The sequence below is a fragment of the Cedecea sp. NFIX57 genome (assembly GCF_900177785.1).
Classification (GTDB): Bacteria; Pseudomonadota; Gammaproteobacteria; order Enterobacterales; family Enterobacteriaceae; genus Cedecea; species Cedecea neteri_C.
The window spans coordinates 200,163-225,926 of record NZ_FXAS01000002.1 but is presented as its reverse complement, the minus strand read 5'-3'; the positions used below and the strand labels follow the sequence as shown (position 1 = coordinate 225,926).

25 protein-coding genes and 1 riboswitch are annotated in these 25,764 nt (G+C 54.1%); of the genes, 11 read left to right on the top strand and 14 right to left on the bottom strand.

Translation table 11 applies throughout. From position 1 onward, the window contains the following. The first annotated feature begins 3 nt into the window (after positions 1-3). Both ftsI and rlmA read left to right on the top strand, forming a co-directional pair. Positions 4-1,749 (top strand): peptidoglycan glycosyltransferase FtsI, encoded by a 1,746-nt coding sequence (gene ftsI / locus B9Y90_RS02445; RefSeq protein WP_085540102.1) that lies wholly within the window; start codon positions 4-6, stop codon positions 1,747-1,749. Positions 1,750-1,804: 55 nt separating this feature from the next. Beyond that, positions 1,805-2,608: a 23S rRNA (guanine(745)-N(1))-methyltransferase gene (gene rlmA, locus B9Y90_RS02440; RefSeq protein ID WP_085540101.1), complete on the top strand. Its 804-nt coding sequence runs from the start codon at positions 1,805-1,807 to the stop codon at positions 2,606-2,608. Here rlmA and mntP read toward each other — a convergent pair whose 3' ends face one another. The 5 genes from mntP to manX form a co-directional block, all read right to left on the bottom strand. Beyond that, positions 2,609-3,181 (bottom strand): manganese efflux pump MntP, encoded by a 573-nt coding sequence (gene mntP, locus B9Y90_RS02435; RefSeq protein ID WP_085540100.1) that lies wholly within the window; start codon positions 3,179-3,181, stop codon positions 2,609-2,611. Positions 3,182-3,187: 6 nt separating this feature from the next. Then, a riboswitch (yybP-ykoY riboswitch) is annotated at positions 3,188-3,376 on the bottom strand. A gap of 198 nt (positions 3,377-3,574) precedes the next feature. Further along, complete coding sequence (locus B9Y90_RS02425) at positions 3,575-4,033, bottom strand: DUF986 family protein (protein ID WP_085540099.1); 459 nt, start codon at positions 4,031-4,033, stop codon at positions 3,575-3,577. 60 nt (positions 4,034-4,093) lie between these two features. Then, positions 4,094-4,945 (bottom strand): PTS mannose transporter subunit IID, encoded by an 852-nt coding sequence (locus B9Y90_RS02420; RefSeq protein WP_008454033.1) that lies wholly within the window; start codon positions 4,943-4,945, stop codon positions 4,094-4,096. A gap of 12 nt (positions 4,946-4,957) precedes the next feature. After that, complete coding sequence (locus B9Y90_RS02415) at positions 4,958-5,758, bottom strand: PTS mannose/fructose/sorbose transporter subunit IIC (protein WP_085540098.1); 801 nt, start codon at positions 5,756-5,758, stop codon at positions 4,958-4,960. 63 nt (positions 5,759-5,821) lie between these two features. Further along, complete coding sequence (gene manX / locus B9Y90_RS02410) at positions 5,822-6,787, bottom strand: PTS mannose transporter subunit IIAB (protein ID WP_085540097.1); 966 nt, start codon at positions 6,785-6,787, stop codon at positions 5,822-5,824. Between the two features lie 474 nt (positions 6,788-7,261). Here manX and yoaE point away from each other — a divergent pair, with 474 nt between their 5' ends. Next, positions 7,262-8,824: a CNNM family cation transport protein YoaE gene (gene yoaE / locus B9Y90_RS02405; protein ID WP_085540096.1), complete on the top strand. Its 1,563-nt coding sequence runs from the start codon at positions 7,262-7,264 to the stop codon at positions 8,822-8,824. Between the two features lies 1 nt (position 8,825). On the opposite strand, the gene B9Y90_RS02400 is transcribed toward yoaE, so the two are convergent. Further along, positions 8,826-10,424, bottom strand: a complete 1,599-nt coding sequence (locus B9Y90_RS02400; RefSeq protein WP_085540095.1) for an EAL domain-containing protein — start codon at positions 10,422-10,424, stop codon at positions 8,826-8,828. Between the two features lie 188 nt (positions 10,425-10,612). Further along, positions 10,613-11,626: a nitrilase family protein gene (locus B9Y90_RS02395; protein WP_039294454.1), complete on the bottom strand. Its 1,014-nt coding sequence runs from the start codon at positions 11,624-11,626 to the stop codon at positions 10,613-10,615. A 95-nt stretch (positions 11,627-11,721) separates the two neighbouring features. Here B9Y90_RS02395 and B9Y90_RS02390 point away from each other — a divergent pair, with 95 nt between their 5' ends. Beyond that, positions 11,722-12,582, top strand: a complete 861-nt coding sequence (locus tag B9Y90_RS02390; protein ID WP_085540094.1) for a LysR family transcriptional regulator — start codon at positions 11,722-11,724, stop codon at positions 12,580-12,582. Positions 12,583-12,724: 142 nt separating this feature from the next. On the opposite strand, the gene sdaA is transcribed toward B9Y90_RS02390, so the two are convergent. From sdaA to pabB, 3 genes are all read right to left on the bottom strand, one after another. After that, a complete protein-coding gene (sdaA, locus tag B9Y90_RS02385) occupies positions 12,725-14,089 on the bottom strand; it encodes an L-serine ammonia-lyase (RefSeq protein ID WP_039294449.1) in 1,365 nt (454 codons plus the stop codon). 183 nt (positions 14,090-14,272) lie between these two features. Beyond that, positions 14,273-14,869 carry a CoA pyrophosphatase gene (locus B9Y90_RS02380; RefSeq protein WP_085540093.1) on the bottom strand — a complete coding sequence of 199 codons (597 nt, stop codon included), beginning with the start codon at positions 14,867-14,869 and terminating at the stop codon, positions 14,273-14,275. Positions 14,870-14,872: 3 nt separating this feature from the next. Next, on the bottom strand, positions 14,873-16,240 hold the full coding sequence (gene pabB, locus B9Y90_RS02375) for an aminodeoxychorismate synthase component 1 (RefSeq protein ID WP_085540092.1): 1,368 nt from the start codon (positions 16,238-16,240) through the stop codon (positions 14,873-14,875). Positions 16,241-16,302: 62 nt separating this feature from the next. On the opposite strand from pabB, the gene B9Y90_RS02370 reads away from it, so the two are divergent. Further along, on the top strand, positions 16,303-16,503 hold the full coding sequence (locus B9Y90_RS02370; RefSeq protein WP_008454053.1) for a YoaH family protein: 201 nt from the start codon (positions 16,303-16,305) through the stop codon (positions 16,501-16,503). Positions 16,504-16,524: 21 nt separating this feature from the next. Here the strand turns inward: B9Y90_RS02370 and B9Y90_RS02365 are convergent, their stop codons facing one another. Beyond that, the gene (locus B9Y90_RS02365) at positions 16,525-16,869 is read right to left on the bottom strand and encodes a RidA family protein (RefSeq protein ID WP_039294440.1); all 345 of its coding nucleotides are present in this window, start codon (positions 16,867-16,869) and stop codon (positions 16,525-16,527) included. 128 nt (positions 16,870-16,997) lie between these two features. On the opposite strand from B9Y90_RS02365, the gene B9Y90_RS02360 reads away from it, so the two are divergent. From B9Y90_RS02360 to rnd, 5 genes are all read left to right on the top strand, one after another. Then, a complete protein-coding gene (locus tag B9Y90_RS02360) occupies positions 16,998-18,908 on the top strand; it encodes an ATP-dependent DNA helicase (protein ID WP_085540091.1) in 1,911 nt (636 codons plus the stop codon). Positions 18,909-18,976: 68 nt separating this feature from the next. Next, on the top strand, positions 18,977-19,672 hold the full coding sequence (gene tsaB / locus B9Y90_RS02355; protein ID WP_008454058.1) for a tRNA (adenosine(37)-N6)-threonylcarbamoyltransferase complex dimerization subunit type 1 TsaB: 696 nt from the start codon (positions 18,977-18,979) through the stop codon (positions 19,670-19,672). 42 nt (positions 19,673-19,714) lie between these two features. Next, positions 19,715-20,305, top strand: a complete 591-nt coding sequence (locus B9Y90_RS02350; protein WP_085540090.1) for a Slp family lipoprotein — start codon at positions 19,715-19,717, stop codon at positions 20,303-20,305. Between the two features lie 201 nt (positions 20,306-20,506). Beyond that, complete coding sequence (fadD, locus tag B9Y90_RS02345) at positions 20,507-22,192, top strand: long-chain-fatty-acid--CoA ligase FadD (protein WP_139827332.1); 1,686 nt, start codon at positions 20,507-20,509, stop codon at positions 22,190-22,192. Positions 22,193-22,261: 69 nt separating this feature from the next. Then, complete coding sequence (gene rnd, locus B9Y90_RS02340) at positions 22,262-23,383, top strand: ribonuclease D (protein WP_139827331.1); 1,122 nt, start codon at positions 22,262-22,264, stop codon at positions 23,381-23,383. Between the two features lie 140 nt (positions 23,384-23,523). On the opposite strand, the gene minE is transcribed toward rnd, so the two are convergent. The 3 genes from minE to minC are packed head-to-tail and all read right to left on the bottom strand — an operon-like array spanning position 23,524 to position 25,350. Further along, positions 23,524-23,799 carry a cell division topological specificity factor MinE gene (gene minE, locus B9Y90_RS02335; protein ID WP_008454068.1) on the bottom strand — a complete coding sequence of 92 codons (276 nt, stop codon included), beginning with the start codon at positions 23,797-23,799 and terminating at the stop codon, positions 23,524-23,526. Positions 23,800-23,802: 3 nt separating this feature from the next. After that, positions 23,803-24,615: a septum site-determining protein MinD gene (minD, locus tag B9Y90_RS02330; RefSeq protein ID WP_039294422.1), complete on the bottom strand. Its 813-nt coding sequence runs from the start codon at positions 24,613-24,615 to the stop codon at positions 23,803-23,805. Between the two features lie 24 nt (positions 24,616-24,639). After that, entirely contained in the window at positions 24,640-25,350 is a 711-nt protein-coding gene (gene minC, locus B9Y90_RS02325; protein WP_039294418.1) for a septum site-determining protein MinC, read from the bottom strand. A 126-nt stretch (positions 25,351-25,476) separates the two neighbouring features. Here minC and B9Y90_RS02320 point away from each other — a divergent pair, with 126 nt between their 5' ends. Next, positions 25,477-25,752, top strand: coding sequence for a YcgL domain-containing protein (locus tag B9Y90_RS02320; RefSeq protein ID WP_008454073.1), 276 nt, complete (start codon positions 25,477-25,479; stop codon positions 25,750-25,752). The last annotated feature ends 12 nt before the right edge of the window (positions 25,753-25,764 follow it).

Sequence of the window (25,764 nt, the reverse complement as noted above, 5' to 3'; positions counted from 1 at the left end):
GTTGTGAAGAAGGGTGTCCCCGTATTAACCGGTAATTTTATCCAGTGGCGTTTTGGGCTTCTGTGTGTGGCCATCACCGGGAGTTTGGTGTTTCTGCTCGGACGTATTGCCTGGCTGCAAATTATCTCCCCGGATAACCTGGTTAAGCAGGAGGATATGCGTTCCCTGCGCGAAGAACCGATTGAGGTGCCGCGTGGGATGATCGAAGATCGCAACGGAAAACCGCTGGCGGTCAGCGTGCCGGTCGAAGCGGTGTGGGCCGATCCGAAAACGGTTATGGAGAAGGGGGGCGTACTGGTTAACAGCCGCTGGCAGGCGCTGGCCTCTGCGCTGCATGTCCCTTTGAGCGAGATTGCCACGCGTATTCACAGCAACGAGCGAGGCCGTTTTATCTACCTTGCTCGCCAGTTGGATCCCCAACAGGCGCAATACATCGACAAACTGAATATTCCCGGTATCGCGCTGCGGGATGAATCACGCCGCTTTTATCCTGCAGGTCGGGTGGGGGCGAACCTTATTGGGTTCACCAATATTGACGATCAGGGTATTGAGGGGATCGAAAAAAGTTTTAACCAGCAGCTTACCGGCAAAGAGGGTGAGCGTCTGGTACGCAAAGATCGCTACGGTCATGTGGTGGAAAATATCACCGAGAATGCTGCCAGCCCCGCACACAATATTCAGCTCAGCATCGATGAACGACTGCAAACCGTGACGGAAGATGCGCTCAGCAACGCTGTGTCCTGGAACAAAGCAGAATCCGGTGCCGCGGTGGTCATTGATGTGCAGACCGGTGAAGTCCTGGCAATGGCTAACTACCCAACCTTTAACCCGAACAACCGTGATGACGCCAGGCTCGACGATTTCCGCAACCGCGCGATAAGCGACACCTTCGAACCCGGTTCGACGGTGAAGCCTATGGTAGTCATGACGGCGCTGCAACAGGGGATTGTCCGGCCTGACAGCGTTATTGATACCCATCCGTTTACTCTCGACGGGCACCACATCCGTGACGTGGGGTACTATCCGCAGCTTACCCTGACCGGGGTGCTGCAAAAATCGAGCGATACCGGCGTGTCCCGTCTTTCACTGGCAATGCCGATTCAGAATATTTGGGACACTTATCATAGATTTGGCTTTGGCGTCCCCACTGCAATCGGCCTGACGGGCGAAAGCCGCGGCCTGTTGCCGGTGCGCCAGCGCTGGGGAGAGCTGGATCGAGCCACTTTCGCATTTGGCTATGGCCTGATGGTGACCCCGCTGCAGCTGGCTCATGTTTACGCCACTATTGGTAGTTTTGGTATTTCACGTCCCCTGTCTATCACGCGCGTTGACCCGCCGGTGGAAGGGACGAGAGTTATGCCGGAAGAAATTGTGCATGAAGTGGAGCATATGATGGAAAGCGTGGCGCTGCCTGGCGGCGGGGGCGTTAAGGCCGCAGTTCATGGTTACCGCGTGGCGGTGAAAACTGGCACTGCCAAAAAGATCGGCCCTGATGGTAAATATATAGATCAGTACATTGCCTACACGGCTGGCGTGGCGCCGGCCAGTAATCCTCGCTATGCGCTGGTGGTGGTGATTAACGATCCTTCCAACGGGAAGTACTACGGCGGTGCGGTTTCTGCCCCGGTATTCAGCCAAATCATGGGTGACGTTTTACGTCTGGAAAATATTGAGCCGGACGGGCTGCCTGCCGGAGACAACAGCATGATGGTGCTGAACAAAATGGAGAATGACCGCGCCGCTATGTAGCGGTTTGGCAAAAGGGGCGCTAAACTTGCGCCCTTTGTTGCCTCCGGAGTTTTCTATGTCCTGGCTTTGTCCACTCTGCCATTCCGTGCTTAGCGCCAGCGCGAACAGCTACCGCTGCCCTCAGGGGCATCAATTTGATATAGCCAAAGAAGGCTATGTTAATTTGCTGCCCGTTCAGCATAAACGTTCGAAAGACCCGGGTGACAGCGCGGAAATGATGCAGGCTCGCCGGGCATTCCTTGATGCCGGACATTATCAGCCACTACGCGATGCTCTTTGCCAGTTGTTAAAAGAGATAGCGCCCTCTGCGCTACTGGATATTGGCTGTGGGGAAGGGTATTACACGGCGGGATTTGCAGCGGTTGTGGCTGAGCAGGGCGGTGAGACCTGGGGGCTGGACGTTTCAAAAGTTGCTATTCGCTACGCGGCTAAACGCTACCGGGAAGTGAAATTTTGCGTCGCATCCAGCCACCGCCTGCCGTTTGCCGATGAGAGCATGGACTCGATTGTGCGCATTTTTGCCCCCTGTAAGGCTGAAGAGCTTGCACGGATCGTGAAGCGCGGCGGTGTGGTGGTGACAGCCACGCCTGGCCCACGCCATTTGATGCAGCTAAAAGGGCTCATTTATCAGGATATTGTTTTGCACAGTGAAGAGGTTGAAGCTATGCCGGGCTTTACGCTGCAACGGACGCTACAACCAGGCTGGATGATGAACCTGCGCGGGGATGAAGCTGTTGCCCTGCTGCAAATGACGCCGTTCGCCTGGCGTGCTCGCCCTGAAGTTTGGGAGGAGCTGAGAGGAGAAACGGCGTTTAGCTGTGAAACTGACTTTGTGGTGCGAGTCTGGCAGCGCGATTGATCAGTTAAAAGGGGCGAAATGGCTGTACATAATCTGGCAGCCGATGCCTATCAGCACGATACCGCCGAGGATCTCGGCGCGTTTACCTAACATGGGTCCGATAAATCGGCCGACCATCATCCCCAGCGTAGACATGATCGCAGTTGCGCAGCCGATGGCTAACGCAGTCTGAATAATATTGACCTGCAGGAAGGCAAGCCCAACGCCCACGGCCATTGCATCAAGACTGGTGGCAATCGCGGTGGTCACCAGCAGCCAAAAACCGTGGCGATGAATTTTAGGCGCATCTTCCTGAGTCGCCCCGCGGAAGCCTTCCAGCACCATTCGCCCGCCGAGGAACACCAGCAGAATAAAAGCCACCCAGTGGTTCCATTCCAGCACAACCTTGCTAGCCAACAGGCCAAGGCCCCAGCCGATAAGTGGGGTAATGGCTTCAATGACGCCAAAGATCAAACCGGTACGGAGTGCTTCTGAGAATTTAGGTTTGTGCAGGGTGGCACCTTTGCCGATGGAAGCGGCGAAGGCGTCCATGGACATGCCGAAAGCAAGCAGGATTGTTGCGGAGAGATTCATTCTTACGCCTCAGTTGGGAATATCCATATACACGCAAACCATCCCCAACTTTACGATGGCGCGTGCCTATGGTCTCGCCTACTCAGAACTCTGAGGCGTACATGCCACGTTAATCTCAGGAACGGATATAACGAGTATGTTGACATGTACATTTCTGTCTGTGGCAGAAATCGGCTACTCCCCAACGACGGGCGCAACCTTAACATATTTTTTTAAATTAAAACAATCTTTGAATTCTATTTTTATCATTATTTATTGATAACGATTTTCATTTTAATGAGATATGCAATGAAAAGGTTAAAATAAAGCCGTACAAATCTTATGAAATAGCAAAGGCTATGTTTCAGGTGGTGAAAAACAACCCACAAATATAGACTTTGCTATAATTGTAACTTACTGAGTTGAAACCATTAATTTGTAGATTTTTTCGAGGTCATCAATATTCTTTACGCGAATCAATAAGCGCCGCTGTTCTAATTGCATCACCAGCACACCATCTTCCGATAAATTCATTTCTTTAATGCGGTTATATTCCACCCAAACATTGGCGAAGAAAAAACCATGACTTTTGAAGATGATCTTCGGCTGCCTGAACCAGGAAATATAAATAGCCATTAGCGCCAGAGCAGATAATAACCATGTGGTTAGCGGGGTACCGTGCGAGGTTACGTTGTTGTAGATAAGAATGCCGACAAGAAAGACAAAGATGGCGCTGTCCACGCGATTGCGGCGAAGTAGGGGGATTTTGAGCAGGGTTTTGCCCTTTAGTTTGTCCATCACAAACTCATCGTAAACGGCAAAAGCCAGCAGCAACGCGATAAACACAACCAGCACGACATCCGTTAACGTCATGAAACCTCCCGTCAAAGATAAAAAAACCGGGGGCTGGATGCCCCCGGTTATCAGTACAAATTACAGACCCAACAGGCCAATAGCGTAACCTACGATGCCGATCACGAAGAAGCCCATGATGATCCACAGTGCGTTGACTTTTTTGCGCAGCAGCCACATACAGGCAAAGGTCAGCAGCAGCGGTACCAGGCCTGGCATCAACTGGTCAAGGATCGTTTGCACGGTGGTCACTTTAACTGCCCCGGTCTGGTCGGTAATTTTAGACACCACCAGCGGGATGTTAACGTGCGTCCACTTGTTAACTAACGCCCCCATGACAAAGAGGCCGAGAATAGACGCCCCTTCCGTCAGTTTCTGCAGGAAGCCGCCGCCCATATCCTTAACGATATCGACGCCTTTGCGGTAGCCATAGGCCACGCCATAGTAGCGGGTCAGCAGGCGCACTGCGTTGAACAGAATGAAGAACAGCAACGGTCCAAGCAGGCTACCGCTCATGGCGATACCGGCACCCAGGGCAGCAAAGACCGGACGCACAGTACCCCAGAAGATAGGGTCGCCTACACCAGCCAGCGGCCCCATCAGGCCAACTTTGATGCCGTTAATCGCACCGTCATCAATTTCGGCGCCGTTAGCACGCTGCTCTTCCATCGCCAGCGTTACGCCAAGCACCGGGGCGGCAACGTAAGGGTGGGTGTTAAAGAACTCCAGATGGCGCTTAATAGCCTGGCGGCGGGCGTCGTTGTTCTCCGGGTACAGGCGTTTGATTACCGGCACCATACAGAAGCAGAAACCTAACGCCTGCATACGCTCGAAGTTCCATGAACCCTGGAACAGGTTCGAACGCAGGAATACGCCACGGATATCACTCTGGGTGATTTTCTTCTCAGTCGTTAATTTAGTGGAATCAACCATTTCGCTCACCTGTTAGTCCAGTTCGTTATCAAGATCTTTCGCGGCAGCAGCCTGGGCCGGAGCACCCGCGCTACGGTTATATTTCGGGCTGAGCTGAATGTAGAGAATGGCCATCACTGCGCCAATCACACCCAGTGCCACCAGGTTGAAGTTGGTGAACGCTGCGGTAACGAAACCGAGGTAGAAGAACGGCATCAGGTAGCCCGCGCGCATCATGTTGATGACCATCGCGTAACCGACCACCACAATCATGCCGCCGGCGATGTTCAGGCCGCTGGTCACCACTTCAGGAATGGCGTTCAGCATGTTCTGAACTTCACTGGTGCCTACGGAGATGGCGACGATAACCGCTGGAATAGCGATACGCATTGCCTGCAGGAACAGGGACGAGACGTGGATCCAGGAAAGCGCCGTCAGGTTGCCGTTATTGGCCGCCTTATCCGCCGCGTGCTGGAAGCCAACGGTAATAGTACGCACGATAATGGTCAGCACCTGGCCCGCAGCAGCCAGTGGAATAGCCAGCGCGATACCGGCCCCGATGCTTTGGTGCCCGGCGATGACCAGGATGGTTGAGATAATTGAGGCGAGGGCGGCATCCGGGGCCACGGCGGCACCGATATTCATCCAGCCTAGGGCGATCATTTCCAGCGTACCGCCGATGATGATGCCGGTTTTCATGTCGCCGAGAACGGCGCCGATTAACGTACAGGCGATAAGCGGACGGTGGAACTGAAATTCATCGAGCACCGACTCCATACCGGCGATACAGGCTACGACAAACACCAGCACAATCTGAAGAGTGGTAATCTCCATTGTACTTCTCCTATTGACGATGACTTATGTGTGAAATCTGAGCAATATTATTAGTGATGACAATCATTTAACTTTCGCGATCAGATCCATCATTTTCAGTTTTTGATCGGTAGACACTTTCCGCGCTTCAAGCTCAATACCGCGGTCATTCAGTTTTTTGAAGGCCTCAATATCTTTCTCATCTACGGAAATAGCGTTGTTAACCTGGGTTTTGCCCTGGCGGAACGCCATGCCGCCGATGTTGACGGAGGTGATTTTTACGCCACCCTCAACAATGCGCTCAACGTCGGTTGGGTTGGTGAACAGGAGCATGACGCGTTCACCGGCGTACTTGGGGTTGTTGTAAACGCGGATCATTTTTGCCACATCCACCACGTGGGCGGTAACGCCCGGCGGTGCGACCTGGGTCAGCAGCGTTTTGCGAACGGTGTCTGCCGCCACTTCATCACTGACGACGATAATGCGGGTCACGTTGGTTTCTTTCGTCCAGCGGGTAGCAACCTGGCCATGAATTAAACGGTCGTCAATACGCGCCAGACCGATGTTCATGTAATCGTTTGGACCCATTGGCTTGGCTGGCGCAGCGGCTTTCGGCGCGGCGGCAATGGGGGCTGGTGCAGCTTTTTCAATCGGCTTAGCTTTCAGCGCTTTCACGCCTTCGCGGCCGGTTTCAACGGCGTGGGCAACCAGATCGTCGAAGGTAGGATTGTCGTCCCGCGACATCAGGGTTTCGACCAGCATCGGGATATTCACCCCGGCGACCACTTCGTAATGTTCCTTATCCACAACGATACGGCTTGCCGCATTGAATGGACTGCCACCCCAGGTATCCACGAGGAATAGCACGCCTTTGCTGGTATCCAGTTTCTCCAGCTGAGCGTTATATTTCTCGATCAGGGTTTCAGCATTTTCACCCGGAACGAAATCTATCCAGCCAACGTTCTCTTGTTCGCCTAATAGCATTTCGGCGGTTTTCAGCAATTGTTCCGCTGCCCAGCCATGTGTGCCTATGACAATAGCAATAGTCACTTGCTACCTCCTGTTTTTGTCATTACAACACCCCTCGAAGGGTGCGGTGGTGTATCGGGATCGTTTCAGCGAATCGATTCAGATAACACGTTCAAGAAAGAACAAACCATTTGCCGGAATTATTTTAGACAGTGAAAAAATAATTTATGTGATGAAGATCCGTAATTTAACGTTGCCGTGATTTCATGGCATTACGCTGTAAAATATGGTCAGCGTAAGTTGCAAAAAAATTGCAAAGTCAGGTAAATCTTTGCCAAGCCCTGGTTTACTTTGATAATGTTAGCGTCCGATTCACTTTCAGGAGTAGCGGGCAGTAGCCCACCCTATGGACCGTCACCGACGTCTTTTCACTGCCGGGATGCCTAAATCCCACCCTCTCAGCGGCGTTTTATGCCCGCAAATACGACTAATCAGCCGCCTTGCGTCCGTAACCTACGGAATGCCGATTTGCTGCGCCCTTAACGGGGGTCTGACATGGAACTGTTAATGGACCCGCAGATCTGGGCTGGTTTGCTTACGCTGGTTGTGCTGGAAATCGTGCTGGGTATTGATAACCTGGTATTTATCGCCATTCTTGCGGACAAACTTCCGCCTAAGCAGCGGGATAAGGCTCGATTGATCGGCCTGTCGCTGGCGCTGATTATGCGTCTGGCGCTGCTGTCGCTGATTTCATGGCTGGTCACGCTAACCGCGCCGCTGTTCAGCATCGCGGATTTCACCTTCTCAGGCCGCGACCTGATCATGCTGGTGGGCGGTATCTTCCTGCTGTTTAAAGCGACCACGGAACTGCACGAACGCCTTGAAAACCGTCAGCATGATGACGGTCACGGCAAGGGCTATGCCAGCTTCTGGGTGGTGGTGTTGCAGATTGTGGTGCTTGATGCCGTCTTCTCGCTGGATGCGGTGATTACCGCCGTGGGGATGGTTAACCACCTGCCGGTGATGATGGCTGCGGTCGTCATTGCTATGGGCGTCATGCTGCTTGCCTCCAAGCCGCTGACCAACTTTGTTAACCAACATCCGACGGTGGTAGTGCTCTGTCTGAGCTTCCTGCTGATGATTGGTTTGAGCCTGGTGGCAGAAGGTTTCGGTTTCCACATTCCAAAAGGCTACCTGTACGCGGCCATTGGCTTCTCGATCATCATCGAGCTGTTTAACCAGATCGCGCGCCGTAACTTTATTCGCCATCAGTCACGACAACCGCTGCGAGCGCGTACTGCCGATGCGATTCTGCGCATGATGAGCGGTAAGCGTCAGGAACGTGTCCAAAGCAGCGAAGACAGCAAAGCTATGACGCCAATCGAGGCGGAATCCTTCGCAGAAGAAGAGCGCTATATGATTAACGGCGTGCTGACGCTGGCTTCGCGCTCATTGCGTAGCATCATGACGCCGCGCGGAGAGATTTCGTGGGTTGATGCGATGAAGAGCGTGCCGGAGATCCGCGAACAGCTGCTGGCATCTCCTCATAGCTTATTCCCGGTGTGTCGTGGCGAACTGGATGAAATTATTGGCGTAGTACGCGCGAAAGAGCTGCTGGTTGCCCTGGACGAAGGTGTTGACGTGGCGGCGATTGCCGCACAGTCGCCGGCAATTGTTGTGCCGGAAACGCTGGACCCAATCAACCTGCTTGGCGTGCTGCGCCGTGCTCGAGGTAGCTTCGTTATCGTTAACAACGAATTTGGCGTAGTGCAGGGACTGGTCACGCCGCTGGACGTACTGGAAGCGATTGCCGGTGAATTCCCCGATGCGGATGAAACACCTGAAATCGTTCGCGATGGCGACGGCTGGCTGGTGAAAGGCTCAACGGACCTGCACGCGCTTCAGCAGCGTCTGGATATCCATCGCCTGATGCACAGCGAAGAAGACATTGCGTCTATCGCCGGCCTGGTGATTGCGATGAATGGTCATATTCCTAAAGTCGGGGATGTGATCGAAGTCGCGCCGCTGCGTATTCAGATAGTCGAAGCCAATGACTATCGCGTCGATTTAGTTCGCGTGGAGAAAGAACGATCTCCACACGAGGACGAAGAAGAGTAAGTCAGCGCATAGGGAAGGCCGGGATAGCCCGGTCTTCATGGCGAGGGGGCGGCGGCGTGTTGCCCTCGAGCCAGTGAGGAAAATCCCTAAGCGGCATGGGTTTGGCGTACAAAAATCCTTGCAGCACATCCACACCGTTACGTCGTAAATATTCTGCCTGTTCCTGTGTTTCCACTCCTTCAGCCACCAAATCGATACCCAGCTTTTGCCCGAGCGCAATAATAATATCCGTCACCGTCGAGTTCACAGCATCGGTGCCGATGGCGGCGGTAAAGGATTTATCGATTTTCAGCACATTCGGATTCAGCGTTTCAAGATAAGCGAGCGAGCTATGTCCGGTGCCAAAGTCATCGATTGCAAGGTCTATCCCCATCTTATGCAACTGTTGCACCACACCATGGTCCACGGTAGGCAGGGCGTTACGTTCGGTGAGTTCCAGCGTTAATTTTTGCTTAGGCGTGGCCGGGAACCAATAACGTTTCAGGTCGCGAATTATCGCCCCTTCGTGGAAATGGCTGGGGGCAACATTAAGGCCGATATGAAACCCTGGTGTTTTAGGGAAAATATCCAGATGGCGAACGGTTTCATCCAGTACAAAGCGGGTGAGTGGGGCGATTTGCTGCTGCTGTTCTGCCAGAGGAATAAATACCTCCGGCGAAATCCAGCCCTGTCTTGGGTTGTTCCAGCGCAGCAGCAGCTCGACGCCAACGCACTGTAAGTTTCGGGCGCTAACCAGCGGCTGGCAGAAGACTTCAAATTCCCGGGCGGCAAGGCCGAGGTTTATTTCCCAGGAGAAGCTCATTCGGTTGGCAGTGGCAAGCCAGGCAATATAGCCCACCAGCAGGCTGAGTAATAAAGCCAGCGGAAGTTGAGCCGGTAAATTTTGCAGCGTTAACTGGTCGGCAGAAGGGCCAATGGCGGTAATAGAATATGGGTAAAGCTTAGATACGGTTTGTGTGGAAACATCATCTTCGTTTGTTTCTATCTTGCCTAGCAGACCGGTACCGTATTCAAGATGATCGTCGCCGACGTTCAGTACCGCTCGCGTCACCCAGGGATGCTCCGGCTTAAGCAGCAGGCTGGTTAACATCTGAATATTAACGATCTGCATCACGCCATCGTGAGGCTGCCCCAGCTGCGGCCGCCAGAAAATCAGCACCGGGGTGCCTTTTAATAGCGAGCTGTCGTGGGATAAAAAAAGCAGAGGTTCATCGGACGGCAGGCGCGAGTGGAGCTGATGAATCCCCACGTTGCGGCTGCCGTAAATACTGGAGCAGTAAAGCACGCCATCTTTGATTAAACCAATCGCGCGTACCGTTTGCATTTTGGCGGCGTGTTCGCGAATTTTTAATTGGGCGTTGTCGCAGGAGGTACCGATGAGCTGCATAATATCGTCGCTGACGGTATTCAGCGGGGCAAGAAGTGTGTCAAGTGTGGTAATAATTCGCTGATTAAACTGGACGACGCGCTGTTCGTTAAGATTACGCTCTGTCGCATATCTGACGCTAAGCGTGACGATTAAAACTAAAATGGCGAGTACGACGCAGACAATAACTCGCCTGCGGCGATAGTCAGAAATAATCCGCTGTGCCGTTTGCATCCCTGTTTCCCTGTTTCTCGCCGCAAGAAATGAGGCGTAACGTTATCATCAAAGTGTAGCGGGATATCAGAGCGCGAAAAAAATAAAAAAAGATAAGATAAAAAAAACACCGCACAAGCGGTGTTTGGTATGCATCTGTCGCTGATATCAGTGTTCATGAGGCAAAATATTGGTCTCCTGATGACAACCTATTCAGCCTTATTTTCGGCCTCGCTTCGAGAGTCACCGCCAAAAGAAGGCACATCTTCAGAAAATCGCGCTGTCCTTGCATCTCGCTCGTAACCCTGTGATTCGCACAAGACGCCATACAGCTCAGGCCGACGGCCGTGAATCCACCTGCGGCCGGTAGACATCGGCAGCAATTGCAAATCGAGGTTGGCGTACACTATCGTATCCTCAAAGGAACCTGTTTCGCTCACGATCCTGCCGTAGGGGTCAATAATCATGGCATTTCCTGTCCGAACCTCGCCGTTATCCAGGCCGACGCCATTACTGAACAGAATGAAAAAGCCATTATCATGCGCGCGAGAAGGTAACCAGCGCATTAGCCAACCCCGGCCGCTGTCACCGCGTAAGGCTGCTTCCAGCGTTTGAGGATCGTTATGTCTGTTTTCCCAGAGGCTGGGGGGAATAGGTTTCATGCCGAAGGGACTTCGCGAATGGGTTCCTCCAGTCTGGTGCGGAGCGATAAGAACGTCGGCGCCCAGTAATGCCGTAATACGCGCATTTTCCACGAGATTATTGTCCCAGCAGATAAGCACGCCAACACGCACTCCCCACGGGGTGTCAAAAACAGTAAAACTGTTGCCGGAGGCGATATCAGGGTGTTCAAAAGCGTGGAGCTTCCTGTGTACATGCCGCGTGCCATCCGGCATGCAGATGGCGTAGGCATTATACAAGCGCTCGTCGCAGCTCTTTTCAATGAACCCAACCCCAATAGCCATCTGGTATTGTTCGGCAAGTGCTGCAATCCTGGCCAATGATGCGCTCTCATCAGCTCGCTCAGACAACGCATCCAGTGCCTGACGGCTGAGATCCGGCACATGCCAGTATCCGGTAATGCACATTTCAGGGAAGGCCAGAATCTTTACCTCCTCCTGGGCGGCCTGAATAATAAATTTCTCCATCACCGATAAATTGTACTGTTTGTCTCCCGCCCGGTGGCAGAACTGAACTGTGGCAGTACGAATAGTGGTATCCATTTTTCGCTCCTTATTTAACGATTCGGAGGCTATTCCATCAGAGAGCACGTTCGCGTGTATAATCACGATTTCGCCCCATACGATAACCAGACGGAATGGATATAAAACTGCTGCGCGCTTTCGTTACCCTCTCAAAGTCAGGGTCATATCATTCAGCCGCTGAAAAACTGTGTGTCACGCAGCCTGCACTGACCAAACAGATCCAGACGCTGGAGTCCCTTACCGGCATCACGCTATTTCAGCGAGGTCGCCACGGGGCAAGGCTGACCGTGGCAGGCGAACTGTTGCTCCCTGGGGCCACAGCGGTTCTTGAACGTCATGATTTATTCTGTTCCGAAGTGGCCGATATTCAGAAAGGACGGGCAGGAAAACTGACCATGGGCTTTGGGATCTCCTCTTTCCAACGGGCACCTCGTCACGTGGCCGTCTTTCGTAGCCAGTTTCCAGATGTGCAGGTCTCCCTGAATGATATGTCGTCTGCCGACCAGTTTCGGCAGCTAATGGAGGGCAGCCTTCAGGTTGGGTTTGTGCGATTGCCTGCGCCTGCACAGCTGGACAGTCGAATCCTGGCGGAAGAACAGCTGGTTCTTGCCGTGGCTCAGACTGCTTATACGGAAACAGCGGTTGCAACAGAGTTGCTTCAAATAAGCCAACTGCTGCAGCTGTCTCGCAATCGGGGAGAAGGGCTGTCGGCACAGACATCGCAATTTCTCTCAGGAAATAATCTCGCTCCCCGCACCGTTTCAGCGGCAGATGATATTCAGACCTTGCTGGCGCTCGTTGCCGCCGGAGAGGGTGTGGCATTGCTGCCGGCGGGGGTAAGTCATATTCTGCCAGCCGGCGTCAGGCTTGTGGCACTTGAAGGCAAACATACCACCTGGCAGATCGGCATTGCCTGGAATGCTCAGTTAAACGATCCTGTGCGAGATCGTTTCCTGCAGATGGTGCTCGGGTGATTGAATTTTAGATATTGAATGTCGGGGAAAGAACAAGCGGATGTTCGGTAAAACGAGGTGAGCGGGAAATACCTCACGACACTTCCCGCTTATTTCATCACGAACGCTGTTCAGCGCATAAGCAGCGTTTCGTGGTTACGGCTTAATCGCACTGAACCTTAATGGCCAGCCCGCCTCGTGATGTTTCGCGATATTTGGCGTTCATGTCTTTACCGGTTTCGTACATGGTCTCAATGACCTTATCGAGCGAAACGCGTGGGGCGCTGGTACGACGCATCGCCATACGGGTGGCGTTGATAGCCTTCACTGAGGCAATCGCGTTACGCTCGATACATGGCACCTGTACCTGGCCGGCGACCGGGTCACAGGTCAGGCCGAGGTTATGCTCCATGCCGATTTCCGCCGCAACGCAAACCTGTTCCGGGCTTGCGCCCAAAATTTCAGCCAGACCCGCCGCCGCCATAGAACAGGCAACACCGACTTCACCCTGGCAGCCCACTTCAGCACCAGAAATAGAGGCGTTCATTTTGTACAGCACGCCAATAGCGCCGGAGGCCAGGAAGTAGCGAACCCAGGTATCCGGCGTGACCGGCTCAATAAAGTGGTCGTAGTAGGCCAACACCGCAGGCACGATCCCGCAGGCGCCGTTGGTTGGCGCGGTTACTACGCGGCCACCTGCGGCGTTCTCTTCGTTCACCGCCAGGGCAAACATGTTCACCCAGTCAACCACGTTCATTGGATCGTTGGACAGCTTGTCGCTGGACACCAGCATCCTGCGCAGGGCAGAGGCACGACGCGGCACGCGCAGCGGGCCAGGCAGCACGCCTTCGGTATTCATGCCGCGATCGATACAGGCGCGCATGGTTTGCCAGATGTTGGCGAAGTAGTCTTCGATTTCCTGGCGGCTATGCAGTGCCAGTTCGTTCTGCATTACCATGCCGGACACGGACAGCCCGGTGTCCTTGCAGTGCTGAAGCATTTCCTGTGCGGAATGGAACGGATAAGGCACGGTGACTTCGCTGGCCGCATCTTTACCAAAGTGTTCTTCGTCGACGATGAAGCCGCCGCCGATGGAATAATAGGTTTTGCTGTAGATCTCTTTGTCGCCGTTATAGGCGTGGATCTGCATGCCGTTTTCGTGAAGCGGCAGGTTGTCGCTGCGAAAACGCATGCCGTTATCCTGCGGAAAATCGACTTCATGCCGACCCTGAGCAATTAGCAGACGACCGCGGGTTTCCACGTCGCGAATAAAAGCCGGAATAGCGTCGATATCGACGTTATCAGGCTGGTTGCCGGCCAGACCCATAATAATCGCGATATCGGTGTGGTGGCCTTTCCCCGTCAGGGAAAGAGAACCGTAAACGTCCACTGCGATGCGGGTGGTACTGTCCAGCAGTCCCTGTTCGATCAGTGCGTCGACAAACTGTTTCCCGGCCTTCATTGGCCCGACGGTATGGGAGCTGGAAGGCCCGATGCCGACTTTGAACATGTCGAATATGCTAATCACTCTAAAACTCCTCTGATAGCACCCTGTTTCATGGAACATGATGCTTTGAAATGGCTAAGCGCTAGTTTAAAAATTTATTGGTTCCACCAGGAAACTATTCACATGAATTAAACTAATGCTTAACCATAAATCACCTAATAGCAGATGATTTATGGTCTTTCTGTTGCTTAAATATAGCCATATTCAGCGTTTTAAAGTGTCGCCTGGATCGCTATCTACCTGTAAAGAGAGTTCGCGAATAATCCCCGCCGTCATACCCCAAACAAAATAGCGTTGATACCAGGAAAGCCAGACGCGATGCGCGTTGCCGCGGCGATGAATATCTAACGGATGGTAGCGCCCAAGACTCAGGGCCTCGGCGAGCGGCATTTCAAACACCGCAGAAACTTCATCTTCACTGGCGCGCCACGGTAAATCAGGGGGAATGATGCCAACAATCGGCGTTACCTGGAAACCCGTCACGCTGTCCACCGGCGGAAGCGTGCCGATAACCTCGACGGATTCTGGTGGAATAGCGACTTCTTCCTGGGCCTCGCGCAGCGCGGCGGCTATCAGCGAGCTGTCGGTGTCGTCTACCGCTCCACCGGGGAAGGCCACCTGACCGGCATGTTTGCGCAGCATCAGCGAGCGCTGGGTGAGCAAAAGCCCTGGCTGAGGCCGGCGTACAATCGGCACCAGCACAGCCGCCTGACGTTTGTTGCTGACCGGCGCGCTATCCGCCGGGCGTAACAGTTGAAACCGGGTAAGGAAATCATTCAGCGTCAGGGACGAACCAGACATGCATTAATTCTCCAGTAAGGGCAGGATACGATTAACTTTATCAAAAGTTTCCTGATACTCCGCCGCCTCGTGACTGTCGGCGACGATCCCGCCGCCGGCAGAACAATATAATTTCCCGCCTTCAGCAGTAAGCGTGCGGATGGTGATGCTGGTATCCATCTTTCCGCAGAAGCTAATGTAGCCGATACTGCCGCACCATGCGTTACGCCGCTGAGGCTCCAGCTCTTCAATAATTTCCATTGCCCGCACTTTGGGGGCGCCGGTAATTGAACCGCCGGGGAAGGTGGCGCGCAGGAGATCGCAGGCGCTAAGCGTCTCAGGCAACCTGGCGGTAATTGTGCTCACCAGATGATGCACCGCAGGGAAAGGCTCCACCACAAACAACTCGGGCACTTTGACGCTGCCCGGCACCGCAACGCGGCCAATATCGTTGCGTAGCAAATCAACAATCATCAGATTCTCAGCGCGATCTTTTGGTGAGTTCGCCAGGCGCTCAGCTTGGGCTGCGTCGGCCTGCGGGTCGGCAAGGCGAGGCAGCGTGCCTTTAATCGGACGGGTTTGAATCTGCTTGTCTTCGAGCAAAACAAAACGCTCCGGAGAAAGACTGAGAATACAGCTGTCCGGCAGCCGCAAAAAAGCGCTGAACGGCGCGCGGTTCGCCTGATTTAGCGTTTCGAAAGCCTGCCATTCATCCCCTTCATAGTGGGTGCTGAACCGCTGAGCCAGGTTAACCTGGTAACAGTCGCCACTGCTGAGATAAGCCTGGATCTGGCGGAATTTCTCACCGTACGTTTCTCGGGACATATTGGACTGCCATTGGCTGGTCAGCCGGAAAGGCTGAACCTCTTGCCGGGGCGAGAGTGCATTCAGCCAGGCCAGACGCGCCTCAATATCTCCCTGGCTAACCAGCGTCAGACGCTGCAGATGGTGGTCTGCAATCAGCGCCCAGTCATAAATGCCGACGGCCATGTCCGGCGTGATCAAATCCTGTTCAGCTGTCTCAGGGATTTTCTCAAAGCGGCGGCCCAAGTCGTAGCTGAATAGCCCCAGAGCGCCGCCGCAGAAAGGAATATCGCTGGTGGGCGTGGTGGCAAGGCCAAAGCTGTCCAGCGTTTGCTGTAACAGTTCGAGCGGGCATTCGCTGTGTAGCGATGAGAGTCCGTGGCGTTCAATAACGGTTTCCTGGCCGCGTGTGACCAGCGTCGCAAGCGGGCTGGCGACCATAATATCAAAACGATTATGCGGATGGTCGGCAAAACCAGAGTGAAGCAGCATGGCCCAGGGCTGAGCGGAAACCGCGCGGAAATAGTGCTGAACGGCATCAGCCTGCCAGCGAAGTTCGCGAAAAGCGGGAGAGGTTGTAACATTCATCTTGGTAGCATCGTCAGGAGCAGAGTAAAATAGCGACTTCAGCACTGTAACAGGAGTTAAACATGATTTCAGGATTACCGGCGCTTAGCCACGAGCAGCAGCAGCAGGCCGTCGAGCGTATTCACGAACTGATGGCCGACGGCATGAGCAGCGGTGAAGCCATCGCCCTGGTAGCCAGTGAGATTCGCGCCTCGCATACTGGGGGTAACGTCGCCGTACGTTTTGAGGATGAAGACGGCGAAGAAGAAGACCCGCAGGACTAGCCGGGCCTCAGCGACTTAGCGTTACACCGCCGCGATGATTTTGATTTCCACTTTGTAGCGCGGGTTCATCAATTTAGCCTGTACGGTGCAGCGTACCGGCGCTTTACCCGCCACGACCCACTCATCCCACGCTTTATTCATCGCCGCAAAATCTTCGCCATCTGGCAGGAAAATCGTTGCATCCAGAATGCGGGTCTTGTCGCTGCCGAGTTCGGCCAGCAGGGTGTCGATTTGCTGCAGGGTATTTGCCGTCTGCTGGTAGGCGTCAGCATCCAGATTTTCCGGTACGCCGGTGTAGTACACGGTCTGGTTATGGATAACCGCATCAGACCAGCGGGCTTCAGGTTTAATACGAGCAATACTCATGGCAACTCCTTAACAACAAACGATATGTGCGGCACAGACTGCCACAATCTGCTGCCCGGTGCCACCGCCTGGCTGGATAAACCTCGCCGGGGCTGACATAATCACTGGCAATTTAACCAGGGGGTAACGTGACGGACGATTTTGCAGCAGACGGCCAGCTGGCTAAGGTCATTCCCGGTTTCAAGCCGCGTGAAGCTCAGCGTGAAATGGCGGAAGCCGTAACCAGGGCGATCAAAGCCGGCGGTGAGCTGGTGGTAGAAGCGGGCACCGGGACAGGGAAAACGTATGCTTATCTTGCCCCCGCGCTGCGTTCTGCCAAAAAAGTCATTATCTCTACTGGCTCGAAAGCGCTTCAGGATCAGCTGTTTTCTCGCGATCTGCCGACGATATCCCGCGCGCTGAAATTTACCGGCCGCGTGGCGTTGCTCAAAGGGCGCTCTAACTACCTTTGCCTGGAAAGGCTGGAACAGCAGTCGCTGGCGGGCGGTGATTTGCCCGTGCAGGCGTTAAGCGACGTAATGCATTTGCGCGGCTGGGCCAGTGAAACCGTGGATGGCGATATCAGCACATGTGGGTCCGTCGCCGAAGATTCCACCGTCTGGCCGATGGTCACCAGCACCAATGACAACTGTCTGGGGCAGGACTGCCCGCAGTATCAGGACTGCTTTGTGGTCAAGGCGCGTAAAAAGGCGATGGACGCCGACGTGGTGGTGGTAAACCATCATCTATATCTGGCCGACATGGTGGTGAAAGAGAGCGGCTTTGCGGAGCTGATCCCTGAGGCGGACGTGACGATTTTCGATGAAGCCCACCAGATCCCGGATATCGCCAGCCAGTATTTTGGCCAGTCTATCTCCAGTCGGCAGTTACTCGACCTCGCCAAAGACATTTCCATTGCCTACCGCACGGAAGTCCGTGACGCGCAACAGCTGCAAAAAAGCGCCGACAGCCTTGCCCAGCGCACGCAGGACTTCCGCCTGCAAATAGGCGACCCGGGCTACCGGGGAAACCTGCGGGAGCTGCTTGCGGACACCAATATCCAGCGCTCGCTGCTGCTGCTCGATGATGCCCTGGAGCTGTGTTATGACGTGGCAAAGCTTTCTCTTGGCCGATCGGCGCTGCTGGACGCCGCTTTTGAACGGGCGGTAATTTATCGCGGGCGGATCAAAAGACTGAAAGAGATTAATCAGCCGGGCTACAGCTACTGGTATGAATGCAACGCCCGCCACTTCACGCTGGCCCTGACGCCTCTCTCTGTAGCGGACAAGTTTAAGGAAGTCATTCGTGAAAAAGCGGGCTGCTGGGTCTTTACCTCGGCCACGCTTGCGGTGAATGACAATATGAGCCATTTCACCGAGCGGCTGGGTATCGACGAGGCGGAAACGCTGCTGCTTGCCAGCCCGTTTGATTATGCTAAGCAGGCGCTTCTGTGCGTGCCGAGAGGGCTGCCAACGCCCAATCAGCCTCACGCTGGCCGTCACCTGGCTAACCTGTTGCGCCCGCTTATTGAGGCGAACAACGGGCGCTGCTTTATGCTTTGTACCTCCCACGCCATGATGCGTGACCTGGCGGAACAGTTCCGGGCCACCATGACGTTGCCCGTGCTGTTGCAGGGTGAAACCAGCAAAGGCCAACTGCTACAGCAGTTTGTCGAAGCCGGTAACGCCCTGCTGGTGGCGACCAGCAGCTTCTGGGAAGGCGTAGACGTGCGCGGCGACACACTCTCCCTGGTTATCATCGACAAACTTCCCTTTACCTCACCGGACGATCCGCTGCTCAAGGCGAGAATGGAAGATTGCCGCATTCGCGGGGGCGATCCGTTTGACGATGTCCAGTTGCCCGACGCAGTCATTACTCTTAAGCAGGGCGTCGGTCGCCTCATCCGTGATGTAGAAGACCGTGGAGTATTGGTTATCTGTGATAACCGCCTGGTCATGCGGCCTTATGGTGCTGTTTTTCTTAACAGCCTGCCGCCTACACCGCGTACCAGGGATATAAATCGGGCAGTTGAGTTCCTCAATGCCTCAGGCGCGCAGTAATTTGTGCCAGGCTATGGTATGATGCGCGCCGTTTTTTGACCTTATCTCCGCCAGAGGTTGGCAAGCCCATGCGAATTTTAGCCATCGATACCGCAACAGAAGCCTGTTCTGTTGCCCTGCAAAACGACGCGGCGTCCTACGCCCATTTCGAGCTCTGCCCGCGCGAGCACACGCAAAGAATTTTACCGCTGGTCAAAGAGATCCTGAACCAGGGCGGGATTACTTTGTCTGAGGTGAACGCACTTGCCTACGGGCGTGGGCCGGGCAGTTTTACCGGCGTGCGCATTGGGATTGGTATTGCGCAGGGGCTGGCGCTGGGCGCTGAGCTGCCGATGATTGGCGTTTCAACGCTGGCGACGATGGCTCAGGGCGCATGGCGCAGAACGGGCGCGACCCGCGTACTTGCTGCAATAGATGCCCGCATGGGCGAAGTCTATTGGGCTGAGTATGAGCGTGACGAGCAGGGCGTGTGGCACGGTGAAGCAAGCGAAGCCGTCCTCAAGCCTGAAGACGTTGCCGGGCGGTTGAAGCATCTGAGCGGCACCTGGGCTACAGTCGGAACAGGCTGGCAGGCCTGGCCTGATATGGCGAAGGATAGCGGACTTTTGTTGCAGGACGGTGAAACTACGCTGCCTGAAGCTGAGGATATGCTTCCTCTGGCGCAGCAGGCGTTCAGCGCCGGTAAAACCGTCGCCGTCGAGCATGCTGAGCCTGTCTACCTGCGTAATGAAGTCACCTGGAAAAAGCTACCTGGCAGAGAGTAAGACCGACCCTGCTAAACGGCGGGAAGGTTAAGGAGATGAGGTATGGCTGTTTGTAATGTCAAAAAATGCAGCTGGCTGCTGGCCGCCGCTGCGGCGCTGGTTCTGAGCGGCTGTGTGAGCGTGCCGGATGCGATTAAAGGGACTTCCGCGACCCCGCAGCAGGATCTGACGGCGGTCATGAGCGCGCCCCAGCTTTATGTCGGGCAGGAAGCGCGCTTTGGCGGGCGAGTGGTGAACGTGGACAACCTGAAGGGCAAAACTCGCCTGGAGATTGCCACCGTCAGCCTCGATGAAGGTGCCCGTCCCGCATTGAATGAGCCTTCGCAAGGGCGCATTTATGCCGACGTGAATGGCTTCCTTGATCCGGTCGATTTCCGCAATCAACTGGTGACCGTCGTTGGCCCAATCTCCGGCACGGCAGAAGGTAAGATTGGCCAGACGCCCTATAAATTCATGACCATGCAGGCGACGGGCTACAAGCGCTGGAACGTGGTTCAGCAGGTGGTCATGCCACCTCAGCCTATCGACCCGTGGTTCTGGGGCGGGCCTTACCCATATCGCCACCATTACGACATGTGGGGCGGCTGGTACAATCCGGGGCCTGCACAGGTGCAAACCGTTGTAACCGAATAATCTGTTGTTTTTAAAGTATTTTCAAACAGCGGCCTGGCCGCTGTTTGTTTTTATCCAGGACGGATGAAAAAATTTAGTGATGTGCTTCGCAACCTTTAATCAGGCTAATTAATAAACTGGTACGCTGAGTTAATATTATGTTAACGAAATGTATTCCCTGGGGTTGTGATGACGACAAATAATAATTTCAGAGGTGGATCCTTGAATAAGGTTTGGCTTAACCGCTACCCGGCCGACGTTGCGGCTGAAATAAATCCCGACCGCTATCAATCCCTGGTTGATATGTTTGAGCAGGCTGTCACTCGCTACGCCGACAAACCTGCGTTTATCAACATGGGGGAGGTGATGACCTTCCGCAAACTGGAAGAGCGCAGCCGGGCATTTGCCGCATACCTTCAGCAGGGGCTGGGCCTGAAAAAAGGCGACCGCGTGGCGCTGATGATGCCAAACCTGCTGCAGTATCCTGTCGCGCTGTTCGGTATTCTGCGCGCCGGTATGGTGGTGGTTAACGTGAATCCGCTCTATACCCCGCGAGAACTGGAGCACCAGTTGAACGACAGCGGGGCCAGCGCGATTGTTATTGTGTCAAACTTTGCCCACACGCTGGAGAAAGTGGTCGAAAAAACCCAGGTGAAACATGTGATCCTGACTCGCCTGGGGGATCAGATCTCCGGGCCGAAAGGGACGCTGGTTAACTTCGTGGTGAAGTACATCAAGCGGCTGGTGCCGAAATACCACTTACCAAACGCTATCTCTTTCCGTCGGGCGCTGCAAAGCGGCTACCGCATGCAGTACATCAAGCCTGACATTCTCAATGAAGACTTGGCTTTCCTGCAGTATACCGGCGGTACAACCGGCGTAGCCAAAGGCGCGATGCTGACGCATCGCAACATGCTGGCCAACCTGGAGCAGGTCAGAGCGGCATACAGCCCGCTGCTGCATGAAGGCAAAGAGCTGGTGGTGACCCCGCTGCCGCTGTACCACATTTTTGCTCTAACCATTAACTGCCTGCTGTTTATCGATATGGGTGGCCAGAACTTGCTGATCACCAACCCACGCGATATTCCAGGGCTGGTAAAAGAGCTGGCGAAATATCCGTTCACCGCCATGACTGCCGTGAATACGCTGTTTAACGCGTTACTGAATAACAAAGAGTTTCAGCAGCTTGATTTCTCCAGCCTTCACCTCTCTGCGGGCGGCGGTATGCCCGTCCAGCACGCGGTTGCCGAACGCTGGGAAAAACTCACGGGCCGTTTCCTGCTTGAAGGCTATGGCCTGACTGAATGCGCACCGCTGGTCAGCGCCAACCCGCATGATATGGATTACCACAGCGGCTCTATCGGCCTGCCGGTGCCGTCTACCGATGTGAAGCTGGTAGACGATCAGGGTAATGAGGTGCCACCAGGCGAGCCTGGCGAACTGTGTGTTAAAGGCCCGCAGGTGATGCTGGGCTACTGGCAGCGTCCAAAAGAAACTGATGAAATCCTTAAAGACGGCTGGCTGCGCACCGGGGATATTGCGGTGATGAACGAAGAAGGCTTCATGAACATCGTTGACCGCAAAAAAGACATGATCCTCGTTTCCGGCTTCAACGTTTATCCAAACGAAATTGAAGATGTGGTGATGCAGAACGAAGGCGTGCTTGAAGTCGCTGCGGTGGGGGTTCCTGCCGGGGTGACCGGTGAGCAGGTGAAAATCTTTGTGGTGAAAAAAGATCCCGCGCTAACGGAAGAGGCGCTTATCGCCTTCTGCCGTCGTCAGTTAACTGGCTATAAAGTGCCGAAACTGATTGAATTCCGCACGGAACTGCCAAAATCGAACGTCGGGAAAATTTTACGACGAGAACTACGTGACGAAGCGGGCAAGACAGGCAACAATAACGCCTGAGCTCCAAGTCACTCGTCCTGATGCCGGTTCGCCGGCATTTTTTATGGGCGCAACCTAAGAGAACTGAATTTGACTTACCAGATGATCACTACCGATGAAGGGCTGGCCGCCGTTTGCCAGGCCGCACGTCAATTCCCCGCGCTGGCGCTGGACACCGAGTTTGTTCGTACCCGTACCTACTACCCTCAACTGGGACTTATCCAGCTTTATGACGGTCAGCAGGTTTCGTTGATCGATCCTTTAACCATCAGCGACTGGTCGCCGTTCAAAGCCTTGCTGCAGGATCCGGATACCATCAAATATCTGCACGCGGGCAGTGAAGATCTCGAAGTCTTCCTGAATGCTTTTGGCATGCTGCCAGATCCGTTTATCGATACGCAGATTCTGGCTTCCTTCACTGGCCGCCCGTTGTCTTGCGGCTTTGCCACCATCGTCGAGTCCTACACCGGCATTGCGCTGGATAAAAGTGAATCCCGGACCGACTGGCTGGCGCGTCCGCTCACGGAGCGGCAGTGTGAATATGCTGCGGCAGACGTACTTTATTTGCTGCCTATCGCTGAGAAACTGATGGCCGAAACGGAAGCGGCGGGCTGGATCGGTGCGGCTCTCGATGAGTGCCATCTGATGTGCTCTCGCCGCCGCGATCAGCTTGATCCGGAAGAGGCCTGGCGCGACATAGGCAATGCCTGGCAGCTGCGAACCCGGCAGTTGGCCTGCCTTAAGAAGCTGGCAGCCTGGCGCCTTCGCAAAGCCCGCGAGCGCGATATGGCGGTAAACTTTGTCGTCCGTGAAGAAAACCTGTGGCAGGTGGCGAGATACATGCCTGGCTCGCTGGGGGAGCTGGACTCGCTTGGCCTGAGCGGCAGTGAAATTCGCTTCCACGGTAAGACGCTTATCGCCCTGGTGGCCGAGGCGCAGGCGCTGCCGGAGAGCGAACTGCCGCAGCCGCTGCAAAACCTGGTGGATATGCCGGGCTACCGCAAAGTGTTTAAGGCGATTAAAGCTCTGGTGCAGGAAGTGAGCGAGGCAAAAGGGCTGAGTGCCGAATTACTGGCCTCCCGCCGCCAAATCAATCAGCTGTTAAACTGGCACTGGAAATTGAAGCCGCAAAACGTCATGCCGGAATTAATTAGCGGCTGGCGGGCAGAATTAATGGCAGAAGCGCTAACGAAATTGTTGGCGGAATACTGATTGTTCATATGACCTGGGAATAATTACAGTATTATTCTCAGGCTGATATATATTTGCGGACCGCAACGAGAAGGTTCTTAATAAACGTTAAGTGGCTGGATCAAAATAAAACCCCCTGACACATGCAGGGGGTTTTTTATTCAGGCCGATTTGCTGGCTTCTTCCGCTTCCGGGAGCGTCACGTTCAGCTCCAGAATCGAAATATCCCCATCGCGCTGCTCAAGCTGGACGCTAACCATTTCCGGGTCGATTTGCACGTACTTGCAAATCACGTCGAGAATGTCCTTGCGCAGCTGCGGCAGGTAATGGGGTTCTGCATCGCTACGGCGACGCTCAGCCACAATAATCTGTAAACGCTCTTTCGCGATGTTGGCGGTGTTCTTTTTTCGTGACAGAAAAAAGTCGAGTAATGCCATAACTTATCCTCCGAACAGGCGTTTCAGGAAACCCTTCTTCTCTTCTTCAATGAAGCGGAAAGGGCGTTCTTCGCCGAGCAGGCGTTCAACGGTATCGGCGTAGGCTTTGCCTGCATCCGATTCGCCGTCAAGAATCACCGGCTCGCCCTGGTTGGACGCACGCAGCACTGACTGGTCTTCCGGGATAACGCCAACCAGCGGAATGCGCAGAATTTCGAGCACATCTTCCATGCTCAGCATATCGCCTTTATTGACGCGACCTGGGTTGTAGCGGGTCAGCAATAAATGCTCTTTAATAGGATCTTCACCGTTTTCAGCGCGGCGGGATTTGGACGACAGAATGCCGAGAATTCGGTCTGAGTCACGCACCGAGGAAACTTCCGGGTTGGTGGTGATCACGGCTTCATCCGCAAAGTACAGCGCCATCAGCGCGCCGGTTTCGATACCTGCCGGGGAGTCACAAACGATAAACTCGAAGTCCATGTTTTTCAGGTCTTCCAGCACCTTAGCCACGCCTTCGCGGGTCAGGGCGTCTTTATCGCGGGTTTGTGAAGCTGGCAGGATATAGAGCTGTTCAGTACGTTTATCACGGATAAGCGCCTGATTAAGCGTGGCATCGCCCTGAATCACGTTAACGAAATCGTACACAACGCGGCGTTCGCAGCCCATGATCAGGTCAAGGTTACGCAGGCCAATGTCGAAATCAATAACGACGGTTTTTCTTCCCTTTTGGGCCAGCCCCGTAGCGATGGCCGCGCTGGACGTGGTCTTACCGACGCCCCCTTTACCCGATGTAACAACAATAATGCGTGCCATAAAGGATTTCCTTGTTAAAAGGGCTTAATTCAAAGATTGAACGGAGAGCGCACCACTCGCCAGATTCAGGCGAGCCGCTTTTCCATAATAATCGGCTGGGATCTGCTCGCTCAGCCAGTACTCGCCAGCAATAGAGACAAGCTCTGCCACCAGGTTAGTACAAAATATTTGTGCATCACGATCACCGCTTGCACCAGCCAGCGCACGGCCACGCATCATGCCGTAAATATGAATATTACCATCTGCTATAAGTTCTGCACCGGCGCTGACGTGATTGGTCACAATCAAGTCACAGTTTGGCGCATAAATGCGCTGCCCGGAACGGACCGGTGTATCAATTAAACGTGTTTTTGTGACCGGTGTAACATCCGGCGCAGCAACCACGACGGGCTCTGCAGGTGCGGCTTTTGGCGTTCTTGCGGCCTTTTCTTTCCCTTCGGTCAGCAAGGGCAGGCCAGCGCGCTCAATTTCAGCCTTTAAGGCTTCATCTTTACAGCCGCTGATACCCACAACGCGCAGGCCGGTTGCGGTGACGGCCTGTTGTACTTTCTTCCAGTTGACGGAACCATCGAGACTGGCGACGTTAACGACCACCGGGGCATTCTTTAAGAATGCAGGAGCCTGGGCGATTTTATCTTCCAGAGCCTGGCGAATAACCTCAGGTTGTGCATCATGCAAATGAACCACAGATAAGGTAAAACTGCTGCCCTTTAACTCGATTGGCGTGTTTGACATCCTGGCCTTACTCAATTCAGTTTCAATCCCCACTATTGTGGGACGATATTCCGAAGTACACCAGGCATGTTATAGTCCAGCTTATATTCAGGCAAGCCACTCGCTGGCGAAAATAGAGTAAAAAAAATGTTTTGTGTGATCTACAGAAGTACTAAACGTGACCAGACATATCTTTATGTCGAAAAAAAAGACGATTTTTCCCGAGTGCCGGAAGAACTGATGAAAGGCTTTGGCAAACCGGTGCTGTCGATGCTGTTGCCGCTGGACGGCAGTAAAAAACTGGCCAATGCCGATTTGGATAAAGTGAAGCAGGCACTGGAAACGGAGGGTTATTATTTACAGATCCCACCTCCGGTAGAAAGTTTGCTGACCATGCACCTGGAAAAGAGTCCTAAAAAATAACTTTCGGACTGA

Bases quoted from the DNA above. Each gene is read 5' to 3' on its own strand.
- tsaB (WP_008454058.1), top strand. From the start codon at position 18,977: ATGCGAATTTTAGCCATCGATACCGCAACAGAAGCCTGTTCTGTTGCC.
- B9Y90_RS02400 (WP_085540095.1), bottom strand. From the start codon at position 10,424: ATGCAAACGGCACAGCGGATTATTTCTGACTATCGCCGCAGGCGAGTT.
- B9Y90_RS02390 (WP_085540094.1), top strand. From the start codon at position 11,722: ATGGATATAAAACTGCTGCGCGCTTTCGTTACCCTCTCAAAGTCAGGG.
- pabB (WP_085540092.1), bottom strand. From the start codon at position 16,240: ATGAATGTTACAACCTCTCCCGCTTTTCGCGAACTTCGCTGGCAGGCT.
- minC (WP_039294418.1), bottom strand. From the start codon at position 25,350: ATGTCAAACACGCCAATCGAGTTAAAGGGCAGCAGTTTTACCTTATCT.
- minE (WP_008454068.1), bottom strand. From the start codon at position 23,799: ATGGCATTACTCGACTTTTTTCTGTCACGAAAAAAGAACACCGCCAAC.
- B9Y90_RS02395 (WP_039294454.1), bottom strand. From the start codon at position 11,626: ATGGATACCACTATTCGTACTGCCACAGTTCAGTTCTGCCACCGGGCG.
- B9Y90_RS02365 (WP_039294440.1), bottom strand. From the start codon at position 16,869: ATGAGTATTGCTCGTATTAAACCTGAAGCCCGCTGGTCTGATGCGGTT.
- B9Y90_RS02425 (WP_085540099.1), bottom strand. From the start codon at position 4,033: ATGACGTTAACGGATGTCGTGCTGGTTGTGTTTATCGCGTTGCTGCTG.
- B9Y90_RS02320 (WP_008454073.1), top strand. From the start codon at position 25,477: ATGTTTTGTGTGATCTACAGAAGTACTAAACGTGACCAGACATATCTT.
- B9Y90_RS02350 (WP_085540090.1), top strand. From the start codon at position 19,715: ATGGCTGTTTGTAATGTCAAAAAATGCAGCTGGCTGCTGGCCGCCGCT.
- rlmA (WP_085540101.1), top strand. From the start codon at position 1,805: ATGTCCTGGCTTTGTCCACTCTGCCATTCCGTGCTTAGCGCCAGCGCG.
- B9Y90_RS02415 (WP_085540098.1), bottom strand. From the start codon at position 5,758: ATGGAGATTACCACTCTTCAGATTGTGCTGGTGTTTGTCGTAGCCTGT.
- mntP (WP_085540100.1), bottom strand. From the start codon at position 3,181: ATGAATCTCTCCGCAACAATCCTGCTTGCTTTCGGCATGTCCATGGAC.
- B9Y90_RS02370 (WP_008454053.1), top strand. From the start codon at position 16,303: ATGATTTCAGGATTACCGGCGCTTAGCCACGAGCAGCAGCAGCAGGCC.
- yoaE (WP_085540096.1), top strand. From the start codon at position 7,262: ATGGAACTGTTAATGGACCCGCAGATCTGGGCTGGTTTGCTTACGCTG.
- B9Y90_RS02380 (WP_085540093.1), bottom strand. From the start codon at position 14,869: ATGTCTGGTTCGTCCCTGACGCTGAATGATTTCCTTACCCGGTTTCAA.
- B9Y90_RS02420 (WP_008454033.1), bottom strand. From the start codon at position 4,945: ATGGTTGATTCCACTAAATTAACGACTGAGAAGAAAATCACCCAGAGT.
- minD (WP_039294422.1), bottom strand. From the start codon at position 24,615: ATGGCACGCATTATTGTTGTTACATCGGGTAAAGGGGGCGTCGGTAAG.